Genomic DNA, 25,250 nt, shown 5'->3' with positions numbered 1-25,250 from the left:
ATCGGCTCGGGCCCTTGCGGCACGACAAAAATTGTGGCCAGTGTTAATGGGGTCGCTAGTTGCAAGGTAGTTGCACCTGCGAATCCAGGTCCGATCTATTACAAGTACTACATCGATAATAAGAAACTCTCAGAAGAACCGCTCAGCGGACCACATTCATGCGGAGGCTGTTCATTACAGCAAGGCGCAAGCACTGCGGGACAGCCCGGATCGGGTGCTGCTTCAAGTAACTCCACTACCGCCTCTCCTTCAGGTGCTTCCAATGCTATGTCTTCGACCGCCACAACCGATGGTGCGATATATATTGATTGCAATTCGGGCAAGATAAGCGTGGAAGGTCCGAGTAAACCAGGGAACTATCTTTATTGGCAAGCTAATTCCGACGCAGCCGGATGGTCTGTTACTTTTCCGGCAACCGGAACTAAACCACTTTGTCAGGGAGGAATAACCACATTCAATGCGGGCAACAGTGTTTGTACTCTTTCGAATCCACCTGTCAAATCAACTTTCAGCATAACTACAACTGACTGTCCGACACCTGCGACATTCCCAGTCCCAGCGGCCAAATAAGAGGCAGGTGCCACATCTTTTTTTTAAGCACATGAATGGCATCTGCCAGCCGTGGAGGCGTAAAGACATTCGTTTTTACGCCTCTTGCAGTCTGCTTGTGACAAGGACGTATTGAGCGCACGGCAAATCACTTGCTGCTTTTGGCTCGTAGCCCTGTGTGTCAATGTAAGTTGAAAGATTTATTGCGGAGTTGGTTTTGGCAGGATTGACTCAGCGAGGTACTGGATGCCTAGTAAGGTGCAGTCGTCCTGGGCTGGGTTTGGGGCTTGAAAGTTTGCGATGTGATCTAGGATGGAGTCGATGTCTTCGTAGTGGGCGATGGTGTTCAGGCCATCATCGCCGAACTGCTGGCCAGATGGGTCCTCTGCTTCGGTGAGGCCGTCGGTTGCCAGGAGAATGCGTTCTCCTGGTCGTAAAGTGCAGTGAGCGGAGGTGTAAGTCGCGCCGTCAATGAGTCCGACGATCAGGTTGTTTTCTTTCAGACGCCGTATCTCCGTACCTAGAATTGTAAGTGGGTGAACGTGGCCGCAGTTCATGTACTCGACGCGGCCGTCTGGAAAGAGTTTGAGCAGAATCATCGTCGCGTACTTGCCAACGTTTCGGGTGCATAGAAACTGATTTGCGAGTGAAGCTATCTCTGGCAGGTCTTGACCGGCAAGCAACTGAGAGTGAATGATGCCTTGAAGCGTGGCCGCTACGATGGCGGCTGAGACTCCTTTGCCGGAGACATCCGCGATTGCGACGCAAACGCTATCTTTAAGTACGACAGCATCGTAGAAGTCTCCACCGATGGCAAGACACGGTACACTCTTCGCCTGGAGTTTTGCATAGGAGATGGTCGGGAGTGAGATGGCCATCAAACCACCGTGGATCCTTGCCGCGACAGCGAGCTCATCGCGAGCCTGTCGTGCTTTGGACTCATCTTCCGCAAGGAGAGCATTGTGCAGCAGCGCTGCCGCTTCGGTGGCGATCGTTTCGAGTAACTGGTGATCGACTTCGGTAAGTTCTCCGAGCCGGATCTGACTGTCCAGATAAAGCAACCCGAGCAGTTTGCCGGGCTCGGCTGTTGAAGCGCGCTTCCTCAGAGGGATGCAATAGATACTGCGAATCCTGTGTGCCATGACACTCGACCATCCGGAGGCCTTTTGATCGGCCAGAGTGTCGCTGATGGAAAAGTTCGATTCACTTTCGATCGCTCTCTGCATGGCATTGCGCGAGACGGTGGAATCCTCTCCCACAGCTTTACCGTCAGCGCTGAGGCCTTGCGCGAGCCGCATCTCACCTCTTTCGCGAAGGAAGACAAAACCTCGCTCCAGGCCAGTGAGTTGCAGCGTCAGATGAAGAAATGCGCTGAGGATATCTTCGATGGCGCCACCCTGATTGAGTTGACGTGCTGCACGGATCAGCCAGTTCAACTTCTCCATCTCGAGCGCTGCCGGAAGAAGCTCGTCAGTGGGAAGACGGAGTTCGCTGAGTGAAGAGATCAGATGACCGGCTGGCTCGGATAGTTGGGTGCTTGACTCGTCGTTTTGCTGCAGATGAAATCGTAACCTTGGGCCATTCAGAGAGCCTATCTGCAGGACGTCGTTGAGCTGGAGCACCGATCGCCCAACGCGGACGGAGTTAACAAAAGTTCCGTGAGTGCTGTTCCGATCGACGATCGTATAGCGGCCGTCCTCTCGGAGAATCACTGCGTGCTGACGAGAGACCGAAGGGTCGGTGAGTATGACATCCTGGCCTTGGGAGCGACCGATCGACGTAGACTCGCGATCAAGATGGATGCTGTGGTGTCCACTGGCATCGGAGTAGCTAAGCGTGGCAATACCCATTGAGAGAATCCTGTTTGTTAACGATGTATTGGAGACCGACTCGATTTGCTCAATCACCATGTCAATCACTTCCTCGTCCGAGATGATGTCGGCTGACGATGCCACTCATGATACAGCCTGAAATTCGAATTGCATGTCGCTGCGAGCCTGCGGCCATGCACTATTTAAACCAAAAAACAGCTGGCCGCGTCCGTTTGCGGCCAGCTGTTTTGGCCCGTATTACCTAGAACTGCCTTCGTTTTGTTAAAGCGGAGATCGTCGGTTTTTTGTGCCACGGTTCAGAACCCTTATTTAGTGTCTTCGCTGATGCCACAGCAACAGTGCAAGATTTGTCCGAGAGTGGCTCTCCGAACCGCGATGAGGGATCAGAGTAAGCTGTAAATTCTATTGCGGCCAAGTCACGTATTTGATCAGCAGCACCTCGTTGCCGATCTCACTGTAGATAAGCTCGTCGACCGTGCCGCTCGCTAGAAGAAGACCATATCCCCCGGGTCGCATACCCTCTTCTTCTCGTGTAGCGATGTGCGCCGCGGGATCGTGGGAAGAAGTTGCAATGGCCGCATGGCTCAGCGATTCCTGACGGAAACCAGAACCCGGGTCACGCACGTAAAATACCAGTGTTCTCGCAGTACGGACCGCAGTGACTTCCACCACCTGTTCGGCATTAAATGCCGCTCCGTGCTCCATGGCGTTTAGCAGAATCTCTCGCAATGCCTGCATCATCTCTTGCCGCGTATCTTCAGGCAATTGAGCGTTGAGCTCATTCGCGAAGGTCATGAGGCGCTCGGCAGTGATCAGCCGGCAGTTAACGCGTACCGACACCCATCCTGGCCTTGCCGATATGATTTGGATGTCATCCCGCCACTGACTGTCAGATGCCGCTCTACTGGCTATGTTCGCGACATCGTAGCAATTAATCGGAGGCGTGAAGCACGCGAACACTCGGGCACGCATAGCAGCAATGACTTCGTCCGGGGTGCTGCTATGGGCCAAAACGATGCACTTTACCCCAGGTCTGATGACGCGCATCTCCTCGAGGAGCGCCAAGTCTTCATCAACTGCGCTATCGGGGTTGGTGATTACTACCCCGAAGGATCGCATCCGCAGTCGCTGTAACGCGTCAGCGTTCCCTGCCGAATACTCCAAGGGAATACCGGCGGCTGAAAGTGCGCCACCAACCTCGCGGCTTATTTGAGAATGACTTCCGATAACAAGGACGCGGCTCATTGTGCCTCCGAGGAGTCAGCTGATAATTCTAGATTATCTCTCTCACGCGTTTCTTTCAGTTTGCTGCGTAGACCCAGTCAATATGCTGCCCCCCATGCATTTGAAATATAACTACGTGCAGAACGGAATTTTGGGGTGAGGAGTGCATAATGGTACGGATATTGTCCGTTCGACGATTTGCAATCCGGTGGCAAGCAAATTTCATGGCAGGCAGGTGATAGTGGGGGCACGCGAATCAGTCCTAACTCTGCAAAAACTGGTGGGGCAAACGGTACTTGGCCAGGAAGCAATGATCGAGCGGTTAATTATTGGCCTGCTGGCGAATGGGCATCTTCTCGTCGAAGGCTGCCAGGGCTGGCGAAGACTCGAGCCATTAAGAAGATGTCCAGATTTTTGGACGCTGGTCTGTCGCGCATCCAATTCACGCCTGATCTGCTACCGTCGGATATCACGGGCTCGGAGATTTATTACAGCGTTGAGGGCAAAGGAGAGTTTCGGTTTCAGCCTGGACCGATCTTCAATAATCTTGTCCTCGCCGACGAGATAAATCGTGCTCCGGCCAAGGTGCAATCCGCATTACTGGAGGCGATGGAGGAGCGCCAGGTAACGGTCGCGGGCAAAACCCACTCTCTGCCTCCGCTCTTCCTCGTGATGGCAACGCAGAATCCGATAGAGCAGGAGGGTACCTATCCTCTTCCGGAGGCCCAGATGGATCGTTTCCTGATGCATATCTATGTCGGCTATCCGGAGGAGAGATCGGAACGAGACATCATGCTGCTGGTGCGCAATGAAGAACCGCCGTCAGCCGCGACGCCTTCTGTAGACTCATCTAGCAAAGCCGCGCTCATATCACAAGATGTAATCTTTGCAGCGCGAACTGAGATTCACTCAACCGAGATGGCCCCGGCTGTTGAGCAATATATCGTCAGCCTGATCGAAGCGACACGGTATCCTGAGCGCTACGACAAAGATTTACGCAAGTGGATTCAAATCGGCGCGAGCCCGCGCGGTACGATTGCTCTCGATAAGTGTTCGCGTGCTTACGCATGGCTTAGAGGCAGCTCGTTTGTACGGCCCGATGACGTGCAGGCGATCTTTCATGATGCGCTTCGTCATCGGATTCTGCTGAGCTATGATGCGCAGGCTGAGGGGATCAACGCGAATCAAATCCTCGATAAGGTCATTCAACTGGTTGCAGTCGTTTAGCAAAGTAATGATGCCATGGGCGCTTATGCTGAACTCGATTCGCTGATCGCGCTGCAATTCAAGTCGCGCGGCTTCTCCCTGCATCACCGCCAGCCGGTGCACAGCCTGCTCTTCGGTCGCCGCACCTCACGCGTTCGTGGGCGCGGACTCGACTTTGAAGAGTTGCGCGCTTACGTTCCCGGAGACGATGTGCGAAGCATCGATTGGCAGGTGACTGCACGCATGCCGAAGCCCTATGTTCGCGTGTATACCGAAGAGCGCGACCGGCCAACGATGCTGATTGTTGATCAGCGCATCAATATGTTTTTCGGTAGCCGCGTCTCGATGAAGTCAGTCGTTGCAGCGGAGATCGCAGCGCTTGCCGCGTGGCGTGTCTTCCACCAAGGCGATCGGGTGGGCGCTTTCATCTTCAATGACGACTCCGTCGAGAATATCCCCATGCGTCGCAGCCGTCCCACTGTTCTGCGAATCCTCGACCGCATCTCGAACATGAACCACCTTCTTCGTGCGGCTCTCCCCGTCAAGGCCAGCGCGGGTCGTCTCAATGAGGCGATCGAGTCGGCCGCGCGGGTCTGTCGCCGCGATGCGCTCATCGTAATCACGAGCGACTTCGACGGCGCCGATCAGATGACACGTGATCTTTTGCTGCGTCTCTCGCGCTCTAACGATATTGTTTGTTGTCTCACGTATGATCCGTTGTCCGTGAAGCTGCCGGCTGCCGAGCAGCTTATCGTCAGCGACGGAGAGTTGCAGGTTGAGCTGCAGCTCGCACAAGAGAAGGTTCGCAAGAGCATTCTCGATGCTTCCGACAAACGAGTTGGGTTCATTCTTTCGTGGCAGCATGAGCTTGGAATTCCGATTTTACCTATCAGCACGGCGGATGACGTCCCTGCGCAACTTCGCCATCTGCTTGGCGGCGTTGCGGAGTTGCGGAGGCGGACATGACATCGCCCGCGTCACAAACCGTATCGCCGGCGGCACTCGACAGATTGCACGGCTTCTATCAGCCGCCGCCTGTACCTTGGACTCCGCAGACACCTGGCTGGGACATCGTATTCGGCATTCTTGCTCTGCTCATCGTGTGGCTAACGATTCGGAAGATCCGTCACTGGCGGCAAAACCGTTATCGTCGTGAAGCTCTTCGTGAACTGATCTCTACATCCCCAGAGCAACTCTCCGGACTGCTCAAGCGTACGGCTCTAGCTGCATGGCCCCGGCAGCAGGTGGCTTCGCTCAGTGGAGACAAGTGGATTGGGTTCCTCGCAGAGAGCTCCGCCATGCCGGCGTTTCGAGAGAAGCCCGGCAACCTCATCGAACAGATAGCTTTTGCACTACCCTCTCTCTCTTCGGAAGACGAAGTTGTGCTCAGGGATTTATCAGCGCAATGGATTCGGAGGCATCGTGTACAGGCTTGAATACCCATGGTTGTTGGCGCTGCTTCCGCTTCCAATCCTTGTCTACTGGTTGCTGCCTCCCTACAAGGAAGAACAGGATTCAGTGCGCCTCACCTTTTTCAACTTCATCTCCTCCGCGCTGGGCCTCACGCCTGCTCCGGGAGCTGTCGTACCTCGAACCAACTGGCTGCAGAAGATCCTATCCGCAGTTTGCTGGGCTTTGATAGTCACTGCACTCGCGCGGCCGCAGTTTGTCGAGCCTCCAATCCAGAAGATTCAACCTGGGCGCGATCTAATGCTTGCACTCGATATCTCGCAATCAATGGAGACGCCTGACTTCTTCACGTCTGAACATAGACGCATCCGTCGCGTCGACGCCGTCAAGCAGGTTGTCAGCGACTTCATTCGAAGACGCAAGAACGATCGGATCGGGCTGATTGTCTTCGGTCAGGCCGCGTATCCCGTCGCGCCTTTCACGCTTGATCATGATGCATGCCTGAAGATTTTGGGCCAGACGGACGCTGGCATGGCTGGTCCGCAGACGATGATCGGCGATGCCATCGGACTCGCGATCAAGCAGTTCAACGCGAGTGATGCGAAGGAGCGTGTGTTGATTCTGCTCACTGACGGAAACGATACGGGCAGCCGTGTGCCACCTCAAAGAGCCGCCGAGATTGCGAAACAGAACAATATTACTGTCCACGTCGTTGGCATCGGTGACCCGCACGCAAAAGGGGAAGACAAGGTGGACTATGCGGCCTTGGGTAGCATCGCTCAAGCGACCGGAGGTCAGGTGTTTCATGGTGAAAACAGCACAGAACTCGAACGCGCATACGCGACATTGGATCAGATCACGCCTCAGAAGTTCAAAACCTTGAGCTATCAGCCTAAGCGTGAGCTATTCACAGTTCCACTTGCTGCAGCCCTTGTTCTACTGACCGGATATCACCTGTTGATGTTGCTCGTAAGCCTGGGAATACGCCTGTTTACTCACGGCGATCATCCGAATGAAGAAGCGACGACATCTTCGGTATTGAAGGTACGCGTATGAAGGAGTGGCTCCAGGCTCTTCACTTCCTTCGACCACATTGGTTCTGGCTGCTGGCAGCCGTGCCGATCCTGCTTTTCTCACTTCGCTTTAACGAAGACATTCGCGCGCGCTGGCGGCGCTATATCGATCTCGGATTGCTCGATCACCTTATCGTCTCTCCAGGGCGAAGTTGGCGCCTTCGCCCGACACACACGCTCTGCGCACTTATCGCTCTCGGGGCAATCGCGTTGGCCGGTCCTACATGGAGGCGCGAACAGCCGCCGTTTACAGAAGACAAGGCTCCTCTTGTCATCGCGCTCGATCTCTCGCAGACTATGGATGCAATCGATCTGGATCCTACCCGCCTGGAGCGCGCCAAGCTGAAGATCCGCGATCTGCTTAAGGAACGCCCCGGAGCACGGACAGCACTCTTCGTCTATGCGGGCTCCGCACACATGGTGCTTCCCTTCACTACGGACAACTCGCTCTTCGAGCTATATCTCAGTTCGCTATCAACGAGCCTTATGCCGCGTTCCGGTAAAAATACGGCTCATGCCATCGATGCGATTGAAGACTTTCTCAAAGACGAAACAGATCCTGGGACGATCCTGTTCGTTACTGATGGCATCGAACCTCAGGCTCTACCAGCTTTTCGGCAGTTCGTCTCGCGTAATGCAGATAAAGACGACATCCTTGTAATGGGTGTCGGCACTTCGGCTGGGGGTCCTGTTCGCACGTACGGCAATCGCTTCCTCACCGACTCTGCGGGACGACGAGTCTATTCCAAACTCGACGTAAATGCTCTCCGCAATCTCAAACAGTACGGCATTGAAGCGACTTCCCTTACGCTTAACGATGACGACATCCGGTGGATTCAACGACGCGTGCAGCATCATCTGCATGCGGTGGAGCAGCTGGACAGCAAGACCCGTCCTATCGATGAAGGTTACTGGTTGAGCATTCCTATAGCGGTTATTGCTGCATTCTCTTTTCGAAGGGGATGGACCGTACGTTGGACGTCCGCAGCGCTTGCTTTCGTTTTCGTACTCCCCCCGACAACAATAGAACATCGATTCCGTTGGATGAATTTGTGGCTTACAGCTGATCAGCAGGGTCGGTACTATTTTGAACGAGGCGAGTTTGAAGAGGCTGCAAAGCACTTCGAAGATCCCATTTGGCGTGGCATTGCGCTGGAACGCACAGGCGACTTCGACGACGCAATCAATGCGTTTGCTCTCAGCGGCTCCGCGGAGGCCTGGTACAACCAAGGCAATGCTCTTGCTCACCTCAGCAAATATTCTGAGGCTGTTGAGGCCTACGGCCAGGCACTAGAGCGGCGCCACACTTGGATCGAAGCGCAGGAGAATATCGCGCTGGTGAAGTCCTTGATTCCTAAAAAATCCACGAAGAATGACGATGAAAAGGAAAAAGAACAAGCACCGAACCTTCCACCTGATCAGATCAAATTCGACAATAAAGGTAAGCAGGGGAAAAAGATTGCCATGAAGGCGAATCTTGATCCGAAGACGATTGCCGACATCTGGATGCGAAATATTCAGACAACGCCAGCCGACTTCCTGCGTCAACGGTTTGCTATTCAGGCTGCGCAGGAGAAACGGTGATGAGGCGTGGCCTTCTCTGTCTTCTCGCTGTCTGCGCTGCAACTATTTCATTAGCGCAGTCGCCTGTTATCCGGGCTACTCTGACGCCGACGAAAGAAGTTATAGTTGGCCAGGCTGTGCACCTCACTGTTACCGTTCTTGTACCTAACTACTTCACTGGCAGTCCCGATTTTCCGGTCTTCGAGCTTGAAAACGCAATCGTCGTTCAGCCGCAGGACCGGCCACAGAATTTGTCAGAGACTATCGGTGGCGTACATTACGCTGGGATCAGTCAGTCCTACACAATCTATCCACAGCAGGCCGGGGAGTTTCGGCTCCCTCCGGCACAGTTCACCGTTCCTTATGCTGCAAATCCACCCAAGACAGCAGAGGCACATCTTTCGTTACCGCATTTGATATTCCGCGCCAATATTCCAGCTGCGGCTCAAGGTCTCGATTACTTTCTCCCAACTACTTCGCTTACGCTTCAACAGAGATGGGAGTCATCTCTGAAGGAACTTCGCGTGGGTGACACGCTTCATCGCACAGTCATAGTAACAACTGTAAAAACGCAGGGGATGATGATCCCACCATTGGTTTTTGAAGCCACTGACGGTATACGGGTGTATCCAGAACAACCCACTGTCGTGGACCAGAAGACACCGACGGGGGAATTTGTTTATGGACGACGTACTGAGTCAGCGCGGTATTTTCTGCGGAGGGCTGGCGAATATACGTTGCCGCCTATTCAGCTGCAATGGTGGAATCTGAACGCTCATAAGCTTGTTACCACGACGCTTCCCTCCGTTCATCTTTCGGTCGCGGATAATCCAGGCTACGTGGAAGAGTTGCCGCCGGAGCAAGAACCTGTTGCAGTTGCTCAACCTCCAGCTGTGAGTTTTTGGCACCGATATCGCTTTTGGATCCTTGTCGGTGTTCCATCTTTCGTGTTCGCACTTTTCGTTTTTTGGCTTATAAGTCAATACATTCCGATGTTGCGTCGTCGATTGTTAGAGCGTATCGAGATAAGAAAAAAATCAGAGCGGACTTTCTTTCGACAACTGATTCTTGCCTGCAAACGCAATGACACACAAGGGGCTTATCGATCTCTGATTGGCTGGATTGCGCGGTGTAAGGGTGGCATGACTTTGCAGGAGTATTTGCGACGAGCGAAAGATGACGAGCTAATTGTTGCGGTGGAAGAACTTGGTGCTTCGATCTATTCCCGTGAAAGCAAACAGAGTTGGGATGGGAGTCGACTGTCGCGGCTGCTTCGAAATCATCGTCACGAGCGGGAAAAAGAGCTAGGCTCGCGGGGGATTCTTCCTCAACTGAATCCATAAAAATGAATTGGCGCGTTTATTTTTCCGGTGGTGTTTGTGGTGTTTTGCTGGGGGTTTTGAAGAAAATGGGGGGCTGAACGTGGTGTTTTAGTGGTCAATTTATGGTGGATTGCGTGGTGAACGTGGTCGCTTAATGGTCATGTTCTATGCCATGAAAAATGTGACACGGATTCTGGGTTTATTTTCGGGGGTTTCGTTTTGGAAACTGCGGTCCGGTGGTCTTGGCCTGTTTGGTCTGACCAACATCGCGCTCCTATTTTTGGGTTTTGGGCTGATGTGGCTGCGGGTATGAGACAAGTGTCTGATGGTGCAGTTACAATTTTCAACACCGAGGACACCATCTCATGTATTTGAAGCCTTCATGCGCGTTCCGCTCTTCTTGTCTAACAACTCTTATTTTGGGTGCGACTCTTCTGGTCACGCATACGCCGGGATTCGCACAGGCTCCCCATACGCTGGACGCGGCTGAACAGCAGAAGGTGGATTCTTTGGTGAAGCAGATGACGCTTCAACAGAAGATCGACTATATCGGTGGGACAGGCTTTGGAGTGCGAGGTGTTCCTTCGCTCGGGATTCCTCCGCTCAATATGTCGGACGGGCCGTATGGGACTCGTTCTAACTCAGGTTTTCCGTCGACTACGTATGCGGCCGGAATTAATATGGCGGCTTCGTGGGATCCGGCGCTGGCAGCGCGGATAGGAGCGGGGATTGGCCGCGATGCGCGTGCGCGTGGAGTTCACTTCATGCTTGGGCCGGGAGTTAATATCTACCGTTCGCCGCACAACGGACGCAACTTTGAGTATTTCGGCGAGGACCCGTTCCTGTCGGGAAAGATTGCGGTGGGCTATATCACCGGGATGCAGGAGCAGGGTGTCAGTGCGACGGTGAAGCATTATCTGGGAAACAACAGTGAGTTTTTGCGACACGACTCTGACTCTGAGATCGACGAGCGAACGTTGCGCGAGATCTATCTGCCTGCATTTGAAGCAGCGGTGAAAGACGGCCATGTGAGTTCGGTGATGGACTCTTACAACTTGATCAACGGTCTGCATGCCACCCAGAACAGCTACTTCAACACTGAGATCATGCGCAAAGAGTGGGGCTTCAAAGGCATCATGATGTCCGATTGGGATGCGACCTATGATGCGGTCGGCGCGGCAAACGGCGGACTCGACATTGAGGAGCCGACGGGAAAGTTCATGAACAACGCGAACCTTGGGCCGGCGATTAAGGCTGGCAAGGTCTCAGAGGCGACGATTGACGAGAAGGTGCGACGCATTCTCGAGACAGCAGCTTCGTATGGATGGCTGACCCGCGATCAAGTCGATAGTTCCATCTCGTTTATCGACGCGAAGAATAATGCCGCTGCGCTTGATTCGGCACGCGAAGGTGCAGTGCTGCTGAAGAACGAAGGCAATCTGTTGCCGCTGGATAAGTCGGCGGTGAAGACGATTTTGATCGTTGGGCCGGATGGCTATCCGGGTGTTCCGGTAGGTGGAGGCAGCGCGGGCGTGGTGCCGTTCCACCAGGTGAGTGCGCTTGAGGGCATCGCCAATTTAGTCGGTGCATCAACGACCGTGCTGTACGACAGTGGTGTTCCTACCCTGTCTCATCTGGCGTCGGCGACGGAGTTTACGACAGAGGCGAAGGGCGGCAAGCCTGGGCTCACACTGGAAGCCTTCAACAACCTCGATTTGTCTGGAACTCCTGCTTCGAAGACCGTTACTCGTCATGCAGTGTTGTCTGGACTCACTATCAAGGAAGCGATTGCGGATATTGATGCTGTGATGGAGATGCTGTTCAACTCGCCACCGTCGCAGATATCGCACCGTCTTACGGGTTTTTACAACGCTGCGACCTCGACGAAATACATCCTTGCATTGGAGGATTCAGGGGAGGGTTCGGGGAATCGCGTCTACGTGGATGGCAAGCTCGTGATCGACAACTGGAAGATCGTGCGTGCGTTTCAGCCGCATGTGACGCTGGAGTTTGCGGCCGGCCCTCATAAGATCGTCGTAGAGGAGTGGCAGAAATCTCCTATCGGTGGGCACGTGGCGCTTGCGATCGTGCCGGAAGATAAGATTGTGAATCCTGAGGCCGTGAAGCTTGCTGCCAAAGCGGATGTTGTACTGGTCACGGCTGGATTTGAGCCTGAGAGCGAAAGCGAGGGCGGGGATAGGACGTTTGCGTTGCCCTATGGCCAGACTGAACTGATTCGCGAGATGGCGGCAGCGAATCCGAAGGTTGTGGTTGCGATCACGTCGGGCGGGAATGTGGATTCCACGAAGTGGATTGATCGCGTGCCTGCGGTTTTGGAGACGTGGTACGCAGGGCAGGAGGGTGGACGGGCGTTGGCGGAGATTCTGTTTGGCGACGTCAATCCATCGGGGCATCTGCCTGCAACGTTTGAACGAAACGAGAGGGATAATCCGACCTTCGCAACCTACTACCCTGAAGGCGACTCAAAGCGGGTTGACTATAAAGAAGGCATCTTTGTTGGGTATCGCGGGTATGAGAAGAACAAGGTCAAGCCGCTGTTTCCGTTTGGATATGGGCTGTCCTACACGACCTTCAGATTCTCGAACCTGACAGTGAAGCAGGAGGACGCGAGTGGTGTTGTGCATGCAAGTGCCACCTTTGACGTAACGAATACAGGTGCTCGGAAGGGTGCTGACGTTGCGCAGTTATATGTGACGGAGGATCACCCAAAGATCGCGCGACCAGAGCATGAGCTGAAGGGCTTTGAGCGCGTGGAGCTGGCGCCGGGAGAGACGCGACATGTGACTATCCCGCTGGACGCGCGATCTTTCTCTTACTACGACGTTGCAGCAAAGAAGTGGGCCATCGGCTCGAATCAGTTCACAATCTCCGTGGGCGATTCGCTTGAGTCGCTTCCTTTGAAGGAAGGGCTCAGTTTGAAGCTTGGCAGCAACTAGGCGATTGTGGTGAAGAGTAGGGCTCCAATGACTTTGAGCATTGGAGCCCTATCTGTTTCTACTCGCCGCCGGGCAAGTCGTTCGATCCTGAAGAACTTTTGGGTCGCATCCGCGCACTTCTTCGTCGATCCGAACCGCCCACAGCCAACTTGTTAATTCAACGGCAGCTTCGTTGAATGCACGCCTACGCTTTGCAGCCGCAATTGCACTTAAAGCAGGCCTACGCATATCCGCAATCTGTCATCTGCGCATCGTCTCTCAGTCTCGACATGAAACGGCAAACACTATTTGTCCGCTTGTAAGCGTCCGTCAAGCGGCCGTGTTGAGCTCATGCGAGGCGTGCGATACCAGCTTCATGTAATAGGCACAGTTGCACGCCGTCACTATTATCACGACAAATTGTTACCGCAGATTCAAGGAATATGAGGGCGCAGCAATGCGTCCAGCGTTTTTGCTTTCCATGGTTGCCAATCTCGCGATTTTTTCTCGCGCTGCAAGCCTCCCTGTCCATGCATAGATTCATACTCCCTGATGTGCATGGATCAAACGACAATCTACCCACGCAATCCCCCGGAGGTCAGTGAATGGAAGTTAGTTTTTGCAGAGCTACGAAATTCGTTACGGGTATAGCAGGTGTTTTGATTAGTCTTGCATCTTTCGCGCATGCCCAGATCCAGCCGAAGATTATGCAAGCGGTTGATCCCTCTCAGAGAAAGATGTTAGCCGGCACAGTACATCCGTTGGCCAAAACCGCAAGCGATCAAGGTGGAGTCGATGCTAGTCTGGCGATGAAGGACATGCTGCTTACGCTACGGCCGTCGGCTGATCAGGCAGCTGCACTTAAGAAATATGTCGATGATCTGCACAATCCCAACTCACCGAACTTCCATAAGTGGCTTACTCCTGCACTCTATGCAGAACAGTTTGGCGCCAACGATGCGGACGTCGAGATAGTACGCAGCTGGCTGACATCGAATGGATTTTCAGTGGACGAAGTTTCACACGGCAAGAACTGGATCCGGTTCAGCGGCAATGCAGCGCAGGTCGAGAATGCATTTCAGACACAGATCCATCAATATTCCATCAGTGGATTACAGAGATACGCCAATGCTACGAATCTGTCGATTCCCGCTGCGCTGGATCCTGCAGTCACCGGAGTGGTCAGCACAAACAATTTTCTTTCCAACCCGCAGCACACACCTCCAGGCAAAGTCGCGCGCAATCAGGCGGGGAAATTGGTGCGCGTGGCCGACACCAGCGCAGGGCAGACGCCACTCTCCGCGGCCTTTACGAATCCTAACCAGACCGAAGCATTCCTCATGCCCGGTGACTTTTCAAAGATCTACGATGCACAGAGTGTAGTCGCGAATGGTATCGATGGATCTGGGGTCTCGATCGCGGTCGTAGGTCGCTCCGATATCAGCATGTCGGATGTCGAAGCCTTCCGCACCATTGCAGGCCTGCCCTTTAACGACCCCACAGTGATCTACGCAACAACAGATCCCGGCGTGGTTCCGGGCGACGATGTGGAAGCCTCGCTCGACGTGGAATGGGCGGGCGCGATCGCTCCCAAAGCTAAAATCGCTTACGTCGTCGGCGCCACCACCACCACCACGGACGGCGTAGATATATCAGCGTCCTACATCGTCGATAAGGCATTAGCGCCCATCATGACTGTGAGCTTCGGCTTGTGTGAAGCCGATATGACGGATTCGCAAATTGCGTTCTACCATCTGCTTTGGCAACAGGCAGCGGCGGAGGGCATTACGGTTTTTGTCTCCGCAGGCGATGCCGGATCCAGCATGTGCAATAACCCATCCAATTTGAGCACGGTCTATAGCTTTGGCGTCAGCGGCCTTGCCTCTACGCCCTACAACGTCGCTGTCGGTGGCACGGAATTCAACGACGTCAACCTCGCCACCTATTGGAACGCGAGCAATACAAACGACCTATCCTCCGCCAAGGGCTACATCCCGGAAGCAGTGTGGAACGAATCCTGTGCGTTCGGCCTCCCGCAGAGCATCACCAACTGTAACTTCGCATTCCATGGCTCCTCATTTGCGGGCGGTGGTGGCGTCAGTTCCTGTGCAAGCCGAACTACAGACGATACCGAAACGGAGTTCTGTGCGGCCGGTTATGCCAAGCCCTCGTGGCAGGCAGGCCCGGGCGTTCCGCAGGACGGAGTGCGCGATCTCCCGGACGTTTCTCTTGCAGCCGCCGGTGGACATGACGGCTACATCCTCTGTGTCGAAGGTAGCTGCCAGTGGACCAAGAACAGCGACGGCTCCATTACCCTGCAACAGGCCTCAATCGTCGGTGGCACCTCGGCGGCCTCCCCCTCCATGGCCAGCATCATGGCTCTCATTGAGCAGAAGCACGGTCAGTTCCAGGGCGTAGCCAACTACCAGCTCTATCAGTTGGCAGCCGCAGACAAGGATCAAAGCTGCGACTCAAGCCAACTCACCAGCCCGACGGAACCCACCACCTGCATCTTCCACGACATCACCCTCGGATCGAATGCGGTGCCGTGCCTTCACGGTGCGCCAGATTGCCAAGGGCCCGATTCGCCTGTACCGGTTGGTATATCTCTTCCGCCGGGGAAGTTCGCTCCCAACAGTTTTACGGACGGCTACGCTTCGACAGGAGGCTATGACCTTGGAACTGGCCTCGGATCGGTGGACGTCGCCAATCTCGTAGAGGGATGGGGTAAGCGCAGAACCTTCCATTCGAGGACCACGCTAAACCTCTCTCAAACCATCTTCCAGCACGGCACGTCCATTACTTTTTCCGGTAAGGTCGTCGGAGTTGGCGGCGGAACTCCTTCCGGAGAAGTACTCCTTACTGCGAGCACCACCACCGGAGCGCCTCAGAGTACGGCCGTGGTCTCTGGAGCTTACAGTGCAAGCACCATCAATCTGCCGGGCGGCCAGTACACTCTCACCGCGGAGTACTCCGGCGACAGTGTCTTTGGCGCCAGTTCCTCGCGACCCGTCGTCGTTACAGTGACTCCGGAAAACAGCGTTCTAACCGGGACGAGCTTCGCCCAGAAAGTTCTTCTCAGACATTTTTCTCCGATCGTGGTTCCATCGACCACTGGTCTACTTGGGGAGCCGTTCTGGCTGCAGTTCCAGGTGAATGGAGTATCGGGCTCAACGGACGGGACCGGCACGATCAAGTTGTCTCAGGGAAACAAGGTAATTGGCACGTATCCCGTGAGCAGCAGCGGCCAGATCTATGTCCAGTGCGGACCTAAGACACCATGCGATTACTGGCCCGGAACGTATACCTTCAAGGCAGACTATTCCGGCGGCAGCAGCTTCAACCCAAGCAGCACCACGCTCGCCTTCGAGATCGTCCCGGGCTTCGTGTTTGCCGATACCAGGGCCAACACCATTACTCCGGTTGCGGGCAGCCGGGATATCGCTTTCGTTACGTTCCGCGGCCCATTGGGGCCCACGACCATTCAGCCTACCGGAGTGGTGATTCTCACGCGGTCGGATACCGGCGCCGCTCTGGGCACGGGCACGATTGACAACACCGGTACAGCAACGATTCCGTTCAACTCGCCCGCAGGAGAGTACTTCCTGACTCCGAACTACGCCGGTGATGCAAACTACACCGCTGTAAACCTGGGTTCTTTGCAGTCGATCCAAACAATCGACGGCAACAGCGGAACCCAACCGGTGAACATCAGCGTCAACCTGGGTAAACCAACGTTTGCGTTGGGCGAACGGAGCTCATTCTCCGTTACCGTCGCGCCGGCAACCAAGGTCGGCACGGCTCTCCCCACCGGCACCGTCACACTGTTTTCAAACAACGGCCAGATCAGCGGCCAAATTGTACTTGCTGGGGGCAAGGCGACTGGCACAGCCGAGTGGGACGCTGTCGGAGCACAGGGCGTTTACGCGGTCTATGCGGGTGATACCAACTTTGCCGTAGCCAGCAGCACACCAGTATCCGTCAACGTGGCGCAGGGTGTGCCAACGGTTACGGTACAACCCAGGGATAACGTTGTGAGGGTTCGGGAGGAAACAAGCATCACCGCTTTGTTGACCAACTCCGTGGCCTCGACAAATGTCCAGGCGCCTACTGGCACCATTCAACTCTTCGATGCAGTGGACGGCGATAGACCTCGTGCGATCGGTGTCCCGCAGGTCGTGATTAGTGAAAATGGTGCATTGGGGGCAACGTTAGCCACCACGCTGCCGAAAGGCGTAAATGTCATCACTGCGATCTATTCCGGTGATGCGAATTGGAAGAGTGTTGTCTCCGCTCCTTCGGTTATCGACGTCAAGAGACACAGGGGGTCAGACGACGACCAATAATTAGGGGGCCGACAGTCGCCAACACCCCTCAACAAAAAAGGTGGCAGGCCTCAAAGGCCTGCCACCTTTTTGAGCTCAAGTCCTGGATGACGCGGTCGGGCGCGATTCTGACTAAGCGGGAGTTGTGTAAACGCGGTCTCTTGTCAGTTTGCACCGGCGGCCGCCGCAGTCACCGTATTCCCGAGCATTCGGACGAAATCGTGTCTGATCGATCTCTTTATGTGTAAATAACGTTACAGCAATCGTTTATCCAGTGTCTGCCGAAATTTCGATTTGTGCCTATGCATTAAAAGTGAAGGCCAACGAGGGCTGATTAGCGGCCGTGTCCATCGCCGTCGTCAACCATCGAGTGGAGTTCCTTTGAAGAGATGGAAAAAACGGCAAAGCCGATAAGCAGCAAACTCCGTAGCACTCCTCTCGACGGACAACCACAAAGAGGTAGCCCTGTGCGTCTCAATTCACCGTAGCAGTCTCCCTTGCCAATCTCGGCGCTCCACTGATACTGTACGTTTATGAATGATAATCGTTTACTTTTACGCTTATCCTGGCCCGCGATTGCTGGCCTTCTCTTCGGCGTAACCGCTATCGGCGCCTCCTTCGCTCAAAGCCCTGCGCAGACCTCCGCGACGACCGGCAAGACCTTTATCGACTACTTCCAGCCCACGCCGATCCTCTCCCCACTCTCGACGACTGCCTGGGGTGCGGCCACCGTTGGCCCGCGCGATCAAAAGAACGGCCTCGAAGACCCCACCATGAAGCTGTGGGACTACTGGGACGGGCAGATCATCCACGGCCCGGACGGCAAGTACCACATCTTCGCCAGCCGCTGGGACGAGTCCTTCGGCCACAACGCCTGGTTCCGTTCCAAGGCCGTCCACGCTGTCAGCGACAATCTCATCGGGCCCTACATCGATAAAGGCCTTTGCTGGCCCGACGATCAGGAGGGCAAGGGCCACAATGTCACAGCGCTCGTTCTCCCTGATGGCCGTTACGCCATCGTCGTTAGTGAATCCCGGCCCGGCGACGTCTTCGTCTCCAGCTCGCTCGATGGCCCATGGAAGAACATCGGCAAGATCACACTCGTCCCCAACGAGTTCAGCGCGCATGAACGGATGTCCAACGTCAGCATCATGGTCCGCCCCGACGGGGCCTTCGAGATTGTCCCACGCTCAGGCCGCATCTGGATCAGCAAAACCGGGATCATCGGCCCCTACACGGTACAAGGGCCGCCGATCTATGCCACCATTCCGGAGCTGGCCGTACGCAAATCAGAGTACCTCGAAGATCCTGCTATATGGTTCAGCGGCGGTCTCTTCCACATCACCGTTAATGACTGGAACGATCGCAAGGCCTTCCACCTCACATCCGCCGATGGCATCCACGACTGGACCTTCCGCGGTCTCGCCTACGATCCCCGGAGAGACTTCGTCCGCTACACCGACGGTACCGTCAACCACTGGAACAAGATGGAACGCCCTAGCGTCTTTCTTGAGAACGGCCACGTGGTCGCGGTGACGCTAGCCGTCATCGATGTCCCGAAGGACGACGAGAAGGGTAACGACGGACACGGTAGCAAGGTCATCGTGATCCCCTTCGACGGCGCAGCGTTCGACCGCGATCTACAACAGCACAAATAGCAGAGGCTGTGTAAGAGGTTATGCAGGCGGCGGTTTCGACGTGGATTGGTAGACCGCAGTTGCCGGCCAGCGGCGGTAGGGGGACCCCACCTTCATCGCCTGACGCTGTTGAAGCGAAAGATTTCACAGAATCCTGAACGTGATGAAACCTAGCAGTTTTACTGCACGGAGATAGCACTCTTAAGCGTGTAGGTACTGCCATCCGGATTGGTGATCGTAAGGTCGTGGTATCCGGCGGACATCGTCGGGACAGTGAGTTTGAAGGTGTTCTCGTCAATAAAAACGGCTGTTGCCGATTGTTGATCGATCATGGCGCTCAGACCTGACACAAACCCACTGCCGCGAACCTGAATCTGCGAAGCTCCTCCCGATACAGGGTCAAGATGGCCTATCGAGAGAGGTGCCGTTCCAAGGTCAACGACGGTCAAGCCCTTGTCGGTTATAAGAAATATCTGCCGTCCGCCTTCATCGATTGCAAGCGGGGTCTCGACGTTCTGGATTGTTTCCGCAAGGGAGAAGCGCATCTTCAGCGTCGCCGTGGGTACATCGAAGATCTCGAAGTAGTTTGGGTAGGCCCAGTAATAGAGGCTTCCTGAGGCGTTGAGCCGAGGGCGCTCAAGGGTATTGGAAGGATAGTTGTTCAACGGATAAGGCGTCTGTGTTTGATTGGGAAAGAGAGCCGCCGGCCGGCCCAGGCCGCCAAGCATGTTCCCTGAGGGATCGACAAATGCGTTGCTTACCGACGCGATATTGCCGTCTCCCGATATGCCGACCCCGTAGTAGTTGATGGCTCCCGACTGCGTTGCGATGAAAGAGTTGCTAGTGGTGGAGTAAAGACACGAGCCTCCCTCTTCTGCGCCAATGATCGCGAGCGTCCCGTCTGTAGTGCCTTCACTGGTACTCGCCACCGTCGAGCAGACATAAGACCGCGCTTGCGACGATAGTGAGGCCGCAGTCCTCGCCTGCAGGTTCGCGATATAGAGAGTCTGAGCGTACGGACATCCTCCGATAGTTGGCGGCAGACCGCTTGATAGGAGGGCCTGTTGTCCCGCGAGCGCGGTGACGGCAAACGGTCCAGTCTGACAGCCTGGCCCTGAACTGCTCGGATGCGGAATCGCGATCGCGAACGTCTGGGATGGAGTGTCGATGTTGATGACACTGAGTGACTGGTCCAGCAGGTTCGCGGCAAGGAGTTGCGTGCCATCCGGACTGAGCGCGAGCCCACGGAACTGCGATGCAGAACCGAGAGTGGCAGGCTTCAGTGGGGCCTGCCAGGAGTTCGACGTCAGTGAGAACACGTCGATATGGTCCGTGCCAGAGAGATACAGTTGCTGCCGGACTGAATCGTAAAGCACATCGGAGAAGCTGTCGGCTGAGCTGTAGTCGGTCACGCTCTTTGCGTAGAACACAGCCTTCGGCAGAGTTCCACTCCCGATTGGAGTGGTGATGGACAAATCGGCATACCCTGGCGTTCCAGATGGAATCGTGTAGTCCAGATAAGTCGATGGAAAGGCTTCGCTGGTATAAGGAGGATACTGGCCCACTGTCGTCGTAATAGTAGCCGTCTGCCCTCCAACCGTAAGCGTGCCACCGCTACTATCTGCAGGCATGCCGTACCCTGAGATACGTCCCGGAACCCCGCCGAGCGGGGTCGCGCCTGAAAGGATGGAATCCTGCGGAAACGAAGAGTAAGAGAATGCCTGTGGCGTGAAGACCTGTTCTCCATTGGGGTAGATGTACTTCAGGTTCACCGGGCCGTTCGCGTTTCCTGGGGGCGAGGTGATAGTTAGACTACCGGTGCCATCAAGATTCGCCGATCCGCGGTTTGTGCCATACCAGATGTCTGGAGTCAGATCGAAGCTGCCATATGGCGACGAGACTGTGCCACCAGCGAGAGGACCAGCGTTCGGTGAGAGTGAGACAGGCGATTCGGAACCGCGCGCCGAAGTCCCAAAGTTTTGGAAGAACGTGCTGTCCTCAAACCCAACCCCAAAGGTCTGGATCCCGATCATCATTCCGCTGTCATCAACAGAGGCATTGGACGTACTAACAGGAGTTTCGCTGACTTCATTGGGCAGTGTCGCAAGCGCTGGAGCCACTCCTCGCAAAGTAAGAGACGCCACATCGATCGTTGCAATCCGGCTATCCGCTCCGGACCCGATCTGGTAGAGCGTGGTTCCATCTCTGCTGAAGGCTGTGGATCCGTGCTGTTCAAAATAGTAGTTTCCGAGGTAATCCGGGATCGTACCTAACAGTTGACCGGCTCCGGTATAAACGCCGTTGTCGCCCCCGACAAGCATTGAGCCGTTGCTATTCGCCGCGATGAGCTGAGAGCCCTGACCTAGTTTAGGAAGAGGCGTGAGGGCCTTCGTGGCGACGTCGTAGACGACATTTGAGTAGCCAGACGCATAGGTAGTTCCGTACGCTTTGCTGCCGTCTCCACTTCTCAAGGTGAAGTAGTCAAAAGTCGGCAGAACGGTAAGCTGGTTGGTTGAGGGTGTCCAGATCACGTTATTGTAGATTCCCTGCCCCGCCCCTGGAGAAGTGTTCAGCAGCAAAGTTCCATCCGAAAGCGCAAGCAGCAGATTGTCTTCCCATCCGCTTCCCGCAATCATCGGGACAATATACCGAATCAGGGCAAACGTGCTGGTATTCAGGGCAAATACCTGCTGTGAATCAGTACCAATCCATACGGTAGAGCCATCCTGCGAGACATCGATCGCCTGCGCTCCACGAAGTGGAATGCTCTGCTGAAGCAGATGTGTCTTGTTCGAAATGACGTCGATCCTGTTCCATACCGAGTTACTGGCAAAGATCAGATCGGCCTGGCGGTCGTAGACGACACCGAAGGGCGTTGCCTGAGTCGAGACGAAGTCGGTCCGATTATTCGCCAAAGTGCCCGGTCGAGGAGTGACATCGAGACTGAACGATCCAGTGGCCGGTGTAACCGACGCCAACGAAGGTGTTGCTGTGATTGTAATTGGAACGTTCTGGCTCTCGGGAGCGGTACTTGCGGCAGCCACGGTAACGGTGAAGCTGTCACCAGGAATGATAGGTGTCGGCGTGATTGTAGCTGTGGTTCCCGCAGGCAGTCCGCTCACAGTGAGATCAAGAGCGTAGTCTTGGTTTTGCCCCGTGCTGCTGAAGACCAGACTGTTGCTGCCTCCAATCGGAACACCAAGTTCGGACGACGGAAAGCTGGAGAAGGACGTAGGTAGAGCGGCCGTGGAAGAGACCGTGAGCGTGACCGTGCCGGTCGAAGACAAAGTACCGGCGCTTCCTGTGAAGGGAAAGCTCAGAGGACCGGAAGCTAAACTGCTCGCTGCGGTGAAGACCTGGTGAGCGCTTCCCGGATAGCCCTGCCCGATAGAGATTGGGAAGGTAGCATTCGTCGTGATTCCTGCAGGCAGAGTGATCGAGGTCACGGCCGCGGTAGAGGATGAATTGATTTGGGTCGCCGCGAAGTTGAGTAGGAACTTGCTGTTGGGGTAGATCGTTGCTCCTGCCGGAGAGGCACAAAAGGTGAGAACAGGCGCTGCGGTAGTTGGGAGAAGGTACGGATCCGAGCTCAACTGCAGGTAGGGTTGGGTGGCAACCGCTGAGAACTGCCCGGGTGCGGAAGAAAATCCGATGGGCAACTCACCGTAAAGATCGGTGCCGTTTGTGGCCTGAGAGAACGGCAGGAGGATCTGGCCGTTCACCACGAGCTCCATCCCGTAAAGGTTTGTGCCAACTGCATGCACCTGAACCTGTGGACATGCCCCAGTATAGAAAGACGGGACCGAGAAGCTCAGGCCAGTAATTGTGGGGATGGGCTGATTGGTAATAGCCAGTGAGAGCGCCTTGGTTACGCCTCCTCCTGGTGCCGGATTAGAAACTGTTATCGTCCCCGTTCCAACTGCGGCAAGATCGTTAGCACTTAGGCTCACGGTGAGTTGAGACGGGCTCACGACCGTTGTCGGGCGGGGTGCGCCATTCCAAAGAGCAACCGAGTCAGGACCAAATCCAGATCCACTTAGATTGATCACCGCTGCCTGGTTGATCTCGACAGTCCCAGGCTGCAGCGCGCTGAGTATTGGCATCGCTGAGGTTACCGAAAAAGCGACCGTCGCCGATTGCCCTCCTCCTGGTGAGGAGTTCACTACCGTAATCGAAGGCGAGGACGCGCCCGCCAGTAGCGAGGCTGGCACAGCAGCGGTCAACGCCGTCGTGCTCACCGGCGTAGTCGTCAATGCGGTTTGATTCCAGTACACGACAGACCCGGCGATGAACCCACTCCCCACAACATTCAAAGTGAAGGCCGCACTGCCCTCGGCGATGGTGGAAGGCGTGAGCGACACGATCACAGGCGCCGGATTATTGACCGCTAAGGTAAGCACCGCTGAGCTTCCTCCACCTGGAGCGCCGTTTGTCGCAACCAGGCTAATCGTACCAACGGAGGCGAGGTCGGCTGCTGTGAGGACGACTGTTACCTGCGTCGGGCTGACGTACGTTGTCGTGCGAGCGGCAGAGTTCGCAACAATGCTGGTTGTTGGTACAAATCCGGTTCCAGTTACTGTGATCGTCTGCGGACCTGAGCCGGCAATCACGCCCGTCGGCGCCAGAGAGATGAGGCCTGGAACAGGGTTCAGCACACTGACGAGGGACGCTGCCGAGTTCGCACTGGAACTACTGCCGTTCGAAACGACAATCCCTAACTGCATACCAGGCACAATCAGCGAAGCTGGAATCGATGCCTGAAGCTCAGTCGCACTGACGTACGTAGAAGTCAAGGCAGTGCCGTTGATCTGCGCCACCGACGTCGCAATGAAACCGCTGCCGGTGATCGTGATCTGGACCGCGCCTGACGCACCTGCCGCGATCGTGCTCGGAGTGATGGCTGATATTGCTGGTGTGGGAACGGGGGGTGTCATGCCGCTTGTATTGCCGCTGTTGCCACCACAAGCAGCAAGGAACAAGGTCAAAGCAGAGAGAAGGACAAGGGCCACGCCTCGAAAACGAACGGAGAGTCTCATGGTTGATTAGCCGTAAGTCTAGGGGGAATCGATTATTATGTCATCCCGAATCGAGTGCACGTTGTGTAATTTAATGCATTCTCGCCTTTTATACGTTACGAAGGGCCCCATGATGCCCATCGTAAAGGCTTCGGGTCTTTCGATGCAGCGTCCCACACATTGCGGAAGGTGGCGTAGTTCTCCTCTCATCAATTAGTGACAAATCGCAATGCACTCAAATAAGTGACTCGGTCTGTTACCGTCAAGCGAGATGGATGACACAGCGCCGGATCTTGCATCGCATCTCATGGAAGAGTAGGTACATAGCGGCTTAAGCTAGTGCAGGTTTTCAGAGTCTTTATTACAACTAGTGAACAGCTGATTGCACAGATGAACTGAGTCGACGTTCCCAACATCTTCCTGATCGACACGCTAGGTTTCTACGTGTTCAGATCAGCGTCTCCAAATCTGGCGCCGACTAGCACGAACTTTTTTGGAGATGAAAATGGAACGTTTTTAGACACACCCCGGGGCCGCCCCGGCAGCGGCCGTTTCAAAGATTTGTCGTCCATCACTGTGAAAGCCCCAAAGGTTTTAGGCGAACGAATCGCCATTGCGAATTCATCGATGGATCCGCATTAGCTGAGAACCGGCAAGAGAAGCAACAGTCCGGAACTCACACCGACCGCCCACTTGGATGGGATTCGGCCGGCGAACAGTGATCCCGCCTGGTAGCCCATGAAGGCAAGACCTCCGCTGAGGATCCCCGTAAAACAAGGGACCACAACGGTGTGAGTGGCGATTTCACTTGCCAGCGACGTGCCGAACAAATTGTCGACAGATAGGAGCAGGGGCAACAACGACAGTTCGATTACGCTCATCTTTCCTTTCGCCGTAATCCTGAGCGTTAGAAACGCAACGAAGAATACCCAGAAATAGGTCATCACGATAAGCGGGACGGTCTGATTGGTCCGCGCAACGAAGGGCGCGAGACGGAAGTGCAGTCCGGCGAAGCTTGCCGCACCATCGCACAGGCCAAACGCGAGGCATAGCGCGCGCCTTCCCGAGCAGTTCGGGGCTAGCGCACCGAGGGCGGATGCCGCGAGGAAGCTATCGATGGAGAGAAAGAGAAGTTGGATCAAATCGCACCTGACCTTC

13 protein-coding genes are annotated in these 25,250 nt (G+C 55.2%); 9 read left to right on the top strand and 4 right to left on the bottom strand.

What is annotated here, in order from left to right; genetic code table 11:
• Positions 1-749: 749 nt before the first annotated feature.
• Both RBB82_RS17585 and RBB82_RS17580 read right to left on the bottom strand, forming a co-directional pair.
• The gene (locus RBB82_RS17585; RefSeq protein WP_433972045.1) at positions 750-2,399 is read right to left on the bottom strand and encodes a SpoIIE family protein phosphatase; all 1,650 of its coding nucleotides are present in this window, start codon (positions 2,397-2,399) and stop codon (positions 750-752) included.
• 384 nt (positions 2,400-2,783) lie between these two features.
• Positions 2,784-3,626 carry an ATP-binding protein gene (locus RBB82_RS17580; RefSeq protein WP_433972044.1) on the bottom strand — a complete coding sequence of 281 codons (843 nt, stop codon included), beginning with the start codon at positions 3,624-3,626 and terminating at the stop codon, positions 2,784-2,786.
• A 381-nt stretch (positions 3,627-4,007) separates the two neighbouring features.
• Between RBB82_RS17580 and RBB82_RS17575 the strand changes: the two genes are divergently transcribed.
• From RBB82_RS17575 to RBB82_RS17535, 9 genes are all read left to right on the top strand, one after another.
• Positions 4,008-4,832, top strand: a complete 825-nt coding sequence (locus RBB82_RS17575; protein ID WP_433972043.1) for an AAA family ATPase — start codon at positions 4,008-4,010, stop codon at positions 4,830-4,832.
• Between the two features lie 15 nt (positions 4,833-4,847).
• Positions 4,848-5,777 (top strand): DUF58 domain-containing protein, encoded by a 930-nt coding sequence (locus RBB82_RS17570; RefSeq protein WP_433972042.1) that lies wholly within the window; start codon positions 4,848-4,850, stop codon positions 5,775-5,777.
• Positions 5,774-6,247, top strand: a complete 474-nt coding sequence (locus RBB82_RS17565) for a DUF4381 domain-containing protein (protein WP_433972041.1) — start codon at positions 5,774-5,776, stop codon at positions 6,245-6,247. Before RBB82_RS17570 ends, RBB82_RS17565 begins: the two co-directional genes overlap by 4 nt.
• Positions 6,234-7,277, top strand: coding sequence for a vWA domain-containing protein (locus RBB82_RS17560; protein ID WP_433972040.1), 1,044 nt, complete (start codon positions 6,234-6,236; stop codon positions 7,275-7,277). Before RBB82_RS17565 ends, RBB82_RS17560 begins: the two co-directional genes overlap by 14 nt.
• Positions 7,274-8,878 (top strand): VWA domain-containing protein, encoded by a 1,605-nt coding sequence (locus RBB82_RS17555; protein ID WP_433972039.1) that lies wholly within the window; start codon positions 7,274-7,276, stop codon positions 8,876-8,878. Before RBB82_RS17560 ends, RBB82_RS17555 begins: the two co-directional genes overlap by 4 nt.
• Complete coding sequence (locus RBB82_RS17550; RefSeq protein WP_433972038.1) at positions 8,878-10,200, top strand: BatD family protein; 1,323 nt, start codon at positions 8,878-8,880, stop codon at positions 10,198-10,200. Before RBB82_RS17555 ends, RBB82_RS17550 begins: the two co-directional genes overlap by 1 nt.
• A gap of 344 nt (positions 10,201-10,544) precedes the next feature.
• Complete coding sequence (locus tag RBB82_RS17545; protein WP_433972037.1) at positions 10,545-13,136, top strand: glycoside hydrolase family 3 protein; 2,592 nt, start codon at positions 10,545-10,547, stop codon at positions 13,134-13,136.
• A 716-nt stretch (positions 13,137-13,852) separates the two neighbouring features.
• A complete protein-coding gene (locus RBB82_RS17540; protein WP_433972036.1) occupies positions 13,853-17,461 on the top strand; it encodes an Ig-like domain repeat protein in 3,609 nt (1,202 codons plus the stop codon).
• 512 nt (positions 17,462-17,973) lie between these two features.
• Complete coding sequence (locus tag RBB82_RS17535; RefSeq protein WP_433972035.1) at positions 17,974-19,098, top strand: glycoside hydrolase family protein; 1,125 nt, start codon at positions 17,974-17,976, stop codon at positions 19,096-19,098.
• 158 nt (positions 19,099-19,256) lie between these two features.
• On the opposite strand, the gene RBB82_RS17530 is transcribed toward RBB82_RS17535, so the two are convergent.
• Both RBB82_RS17530 and RBB82_RS17525 read right to left on the bottom strand, forming a co-directional pair.
• The gene (locus RBB82_RS17530; RefSeq protein WP_433972034.1) at positions 19,257-24,086 is read right to left on the bottom strand and encodes a beta strand repeat-containing protein; all 4,830 of its coding nucleotides are present in this window, start codon (positions 24,084-24,086) and stop codon (positions 19,257-19,259) included.
• 644 nt (positions 24,087-24,730) lie between these two features.
• Positions 24,731-25,234 (bottom strand): hypothetical protein, encoded by a 504-nt coding sequence (locus RBB82_RS17525; RefSeq protein ID WP_433972033.1) that lies wholly within the window; start codon positions 25,232-25,234, stop codon positions 24,731-24,733.
• Positions 25,235-25,250 lie beyond the last annotated feature (16 nt).

Source organism: Tunturiibacter lichenicola (assembly GCF_051013355.1).
GTDB lineage: Bacteria > Acidobacteriota > Terriglobia > Terriglobales > Acidobacteriaceae > Edaphobacter > Edaphobacter lichenicola_F.
Note: the sequence above shows the minus strand (reverse complement) of the source record. Positions and strands in the feature narration are given on the sequence as shown.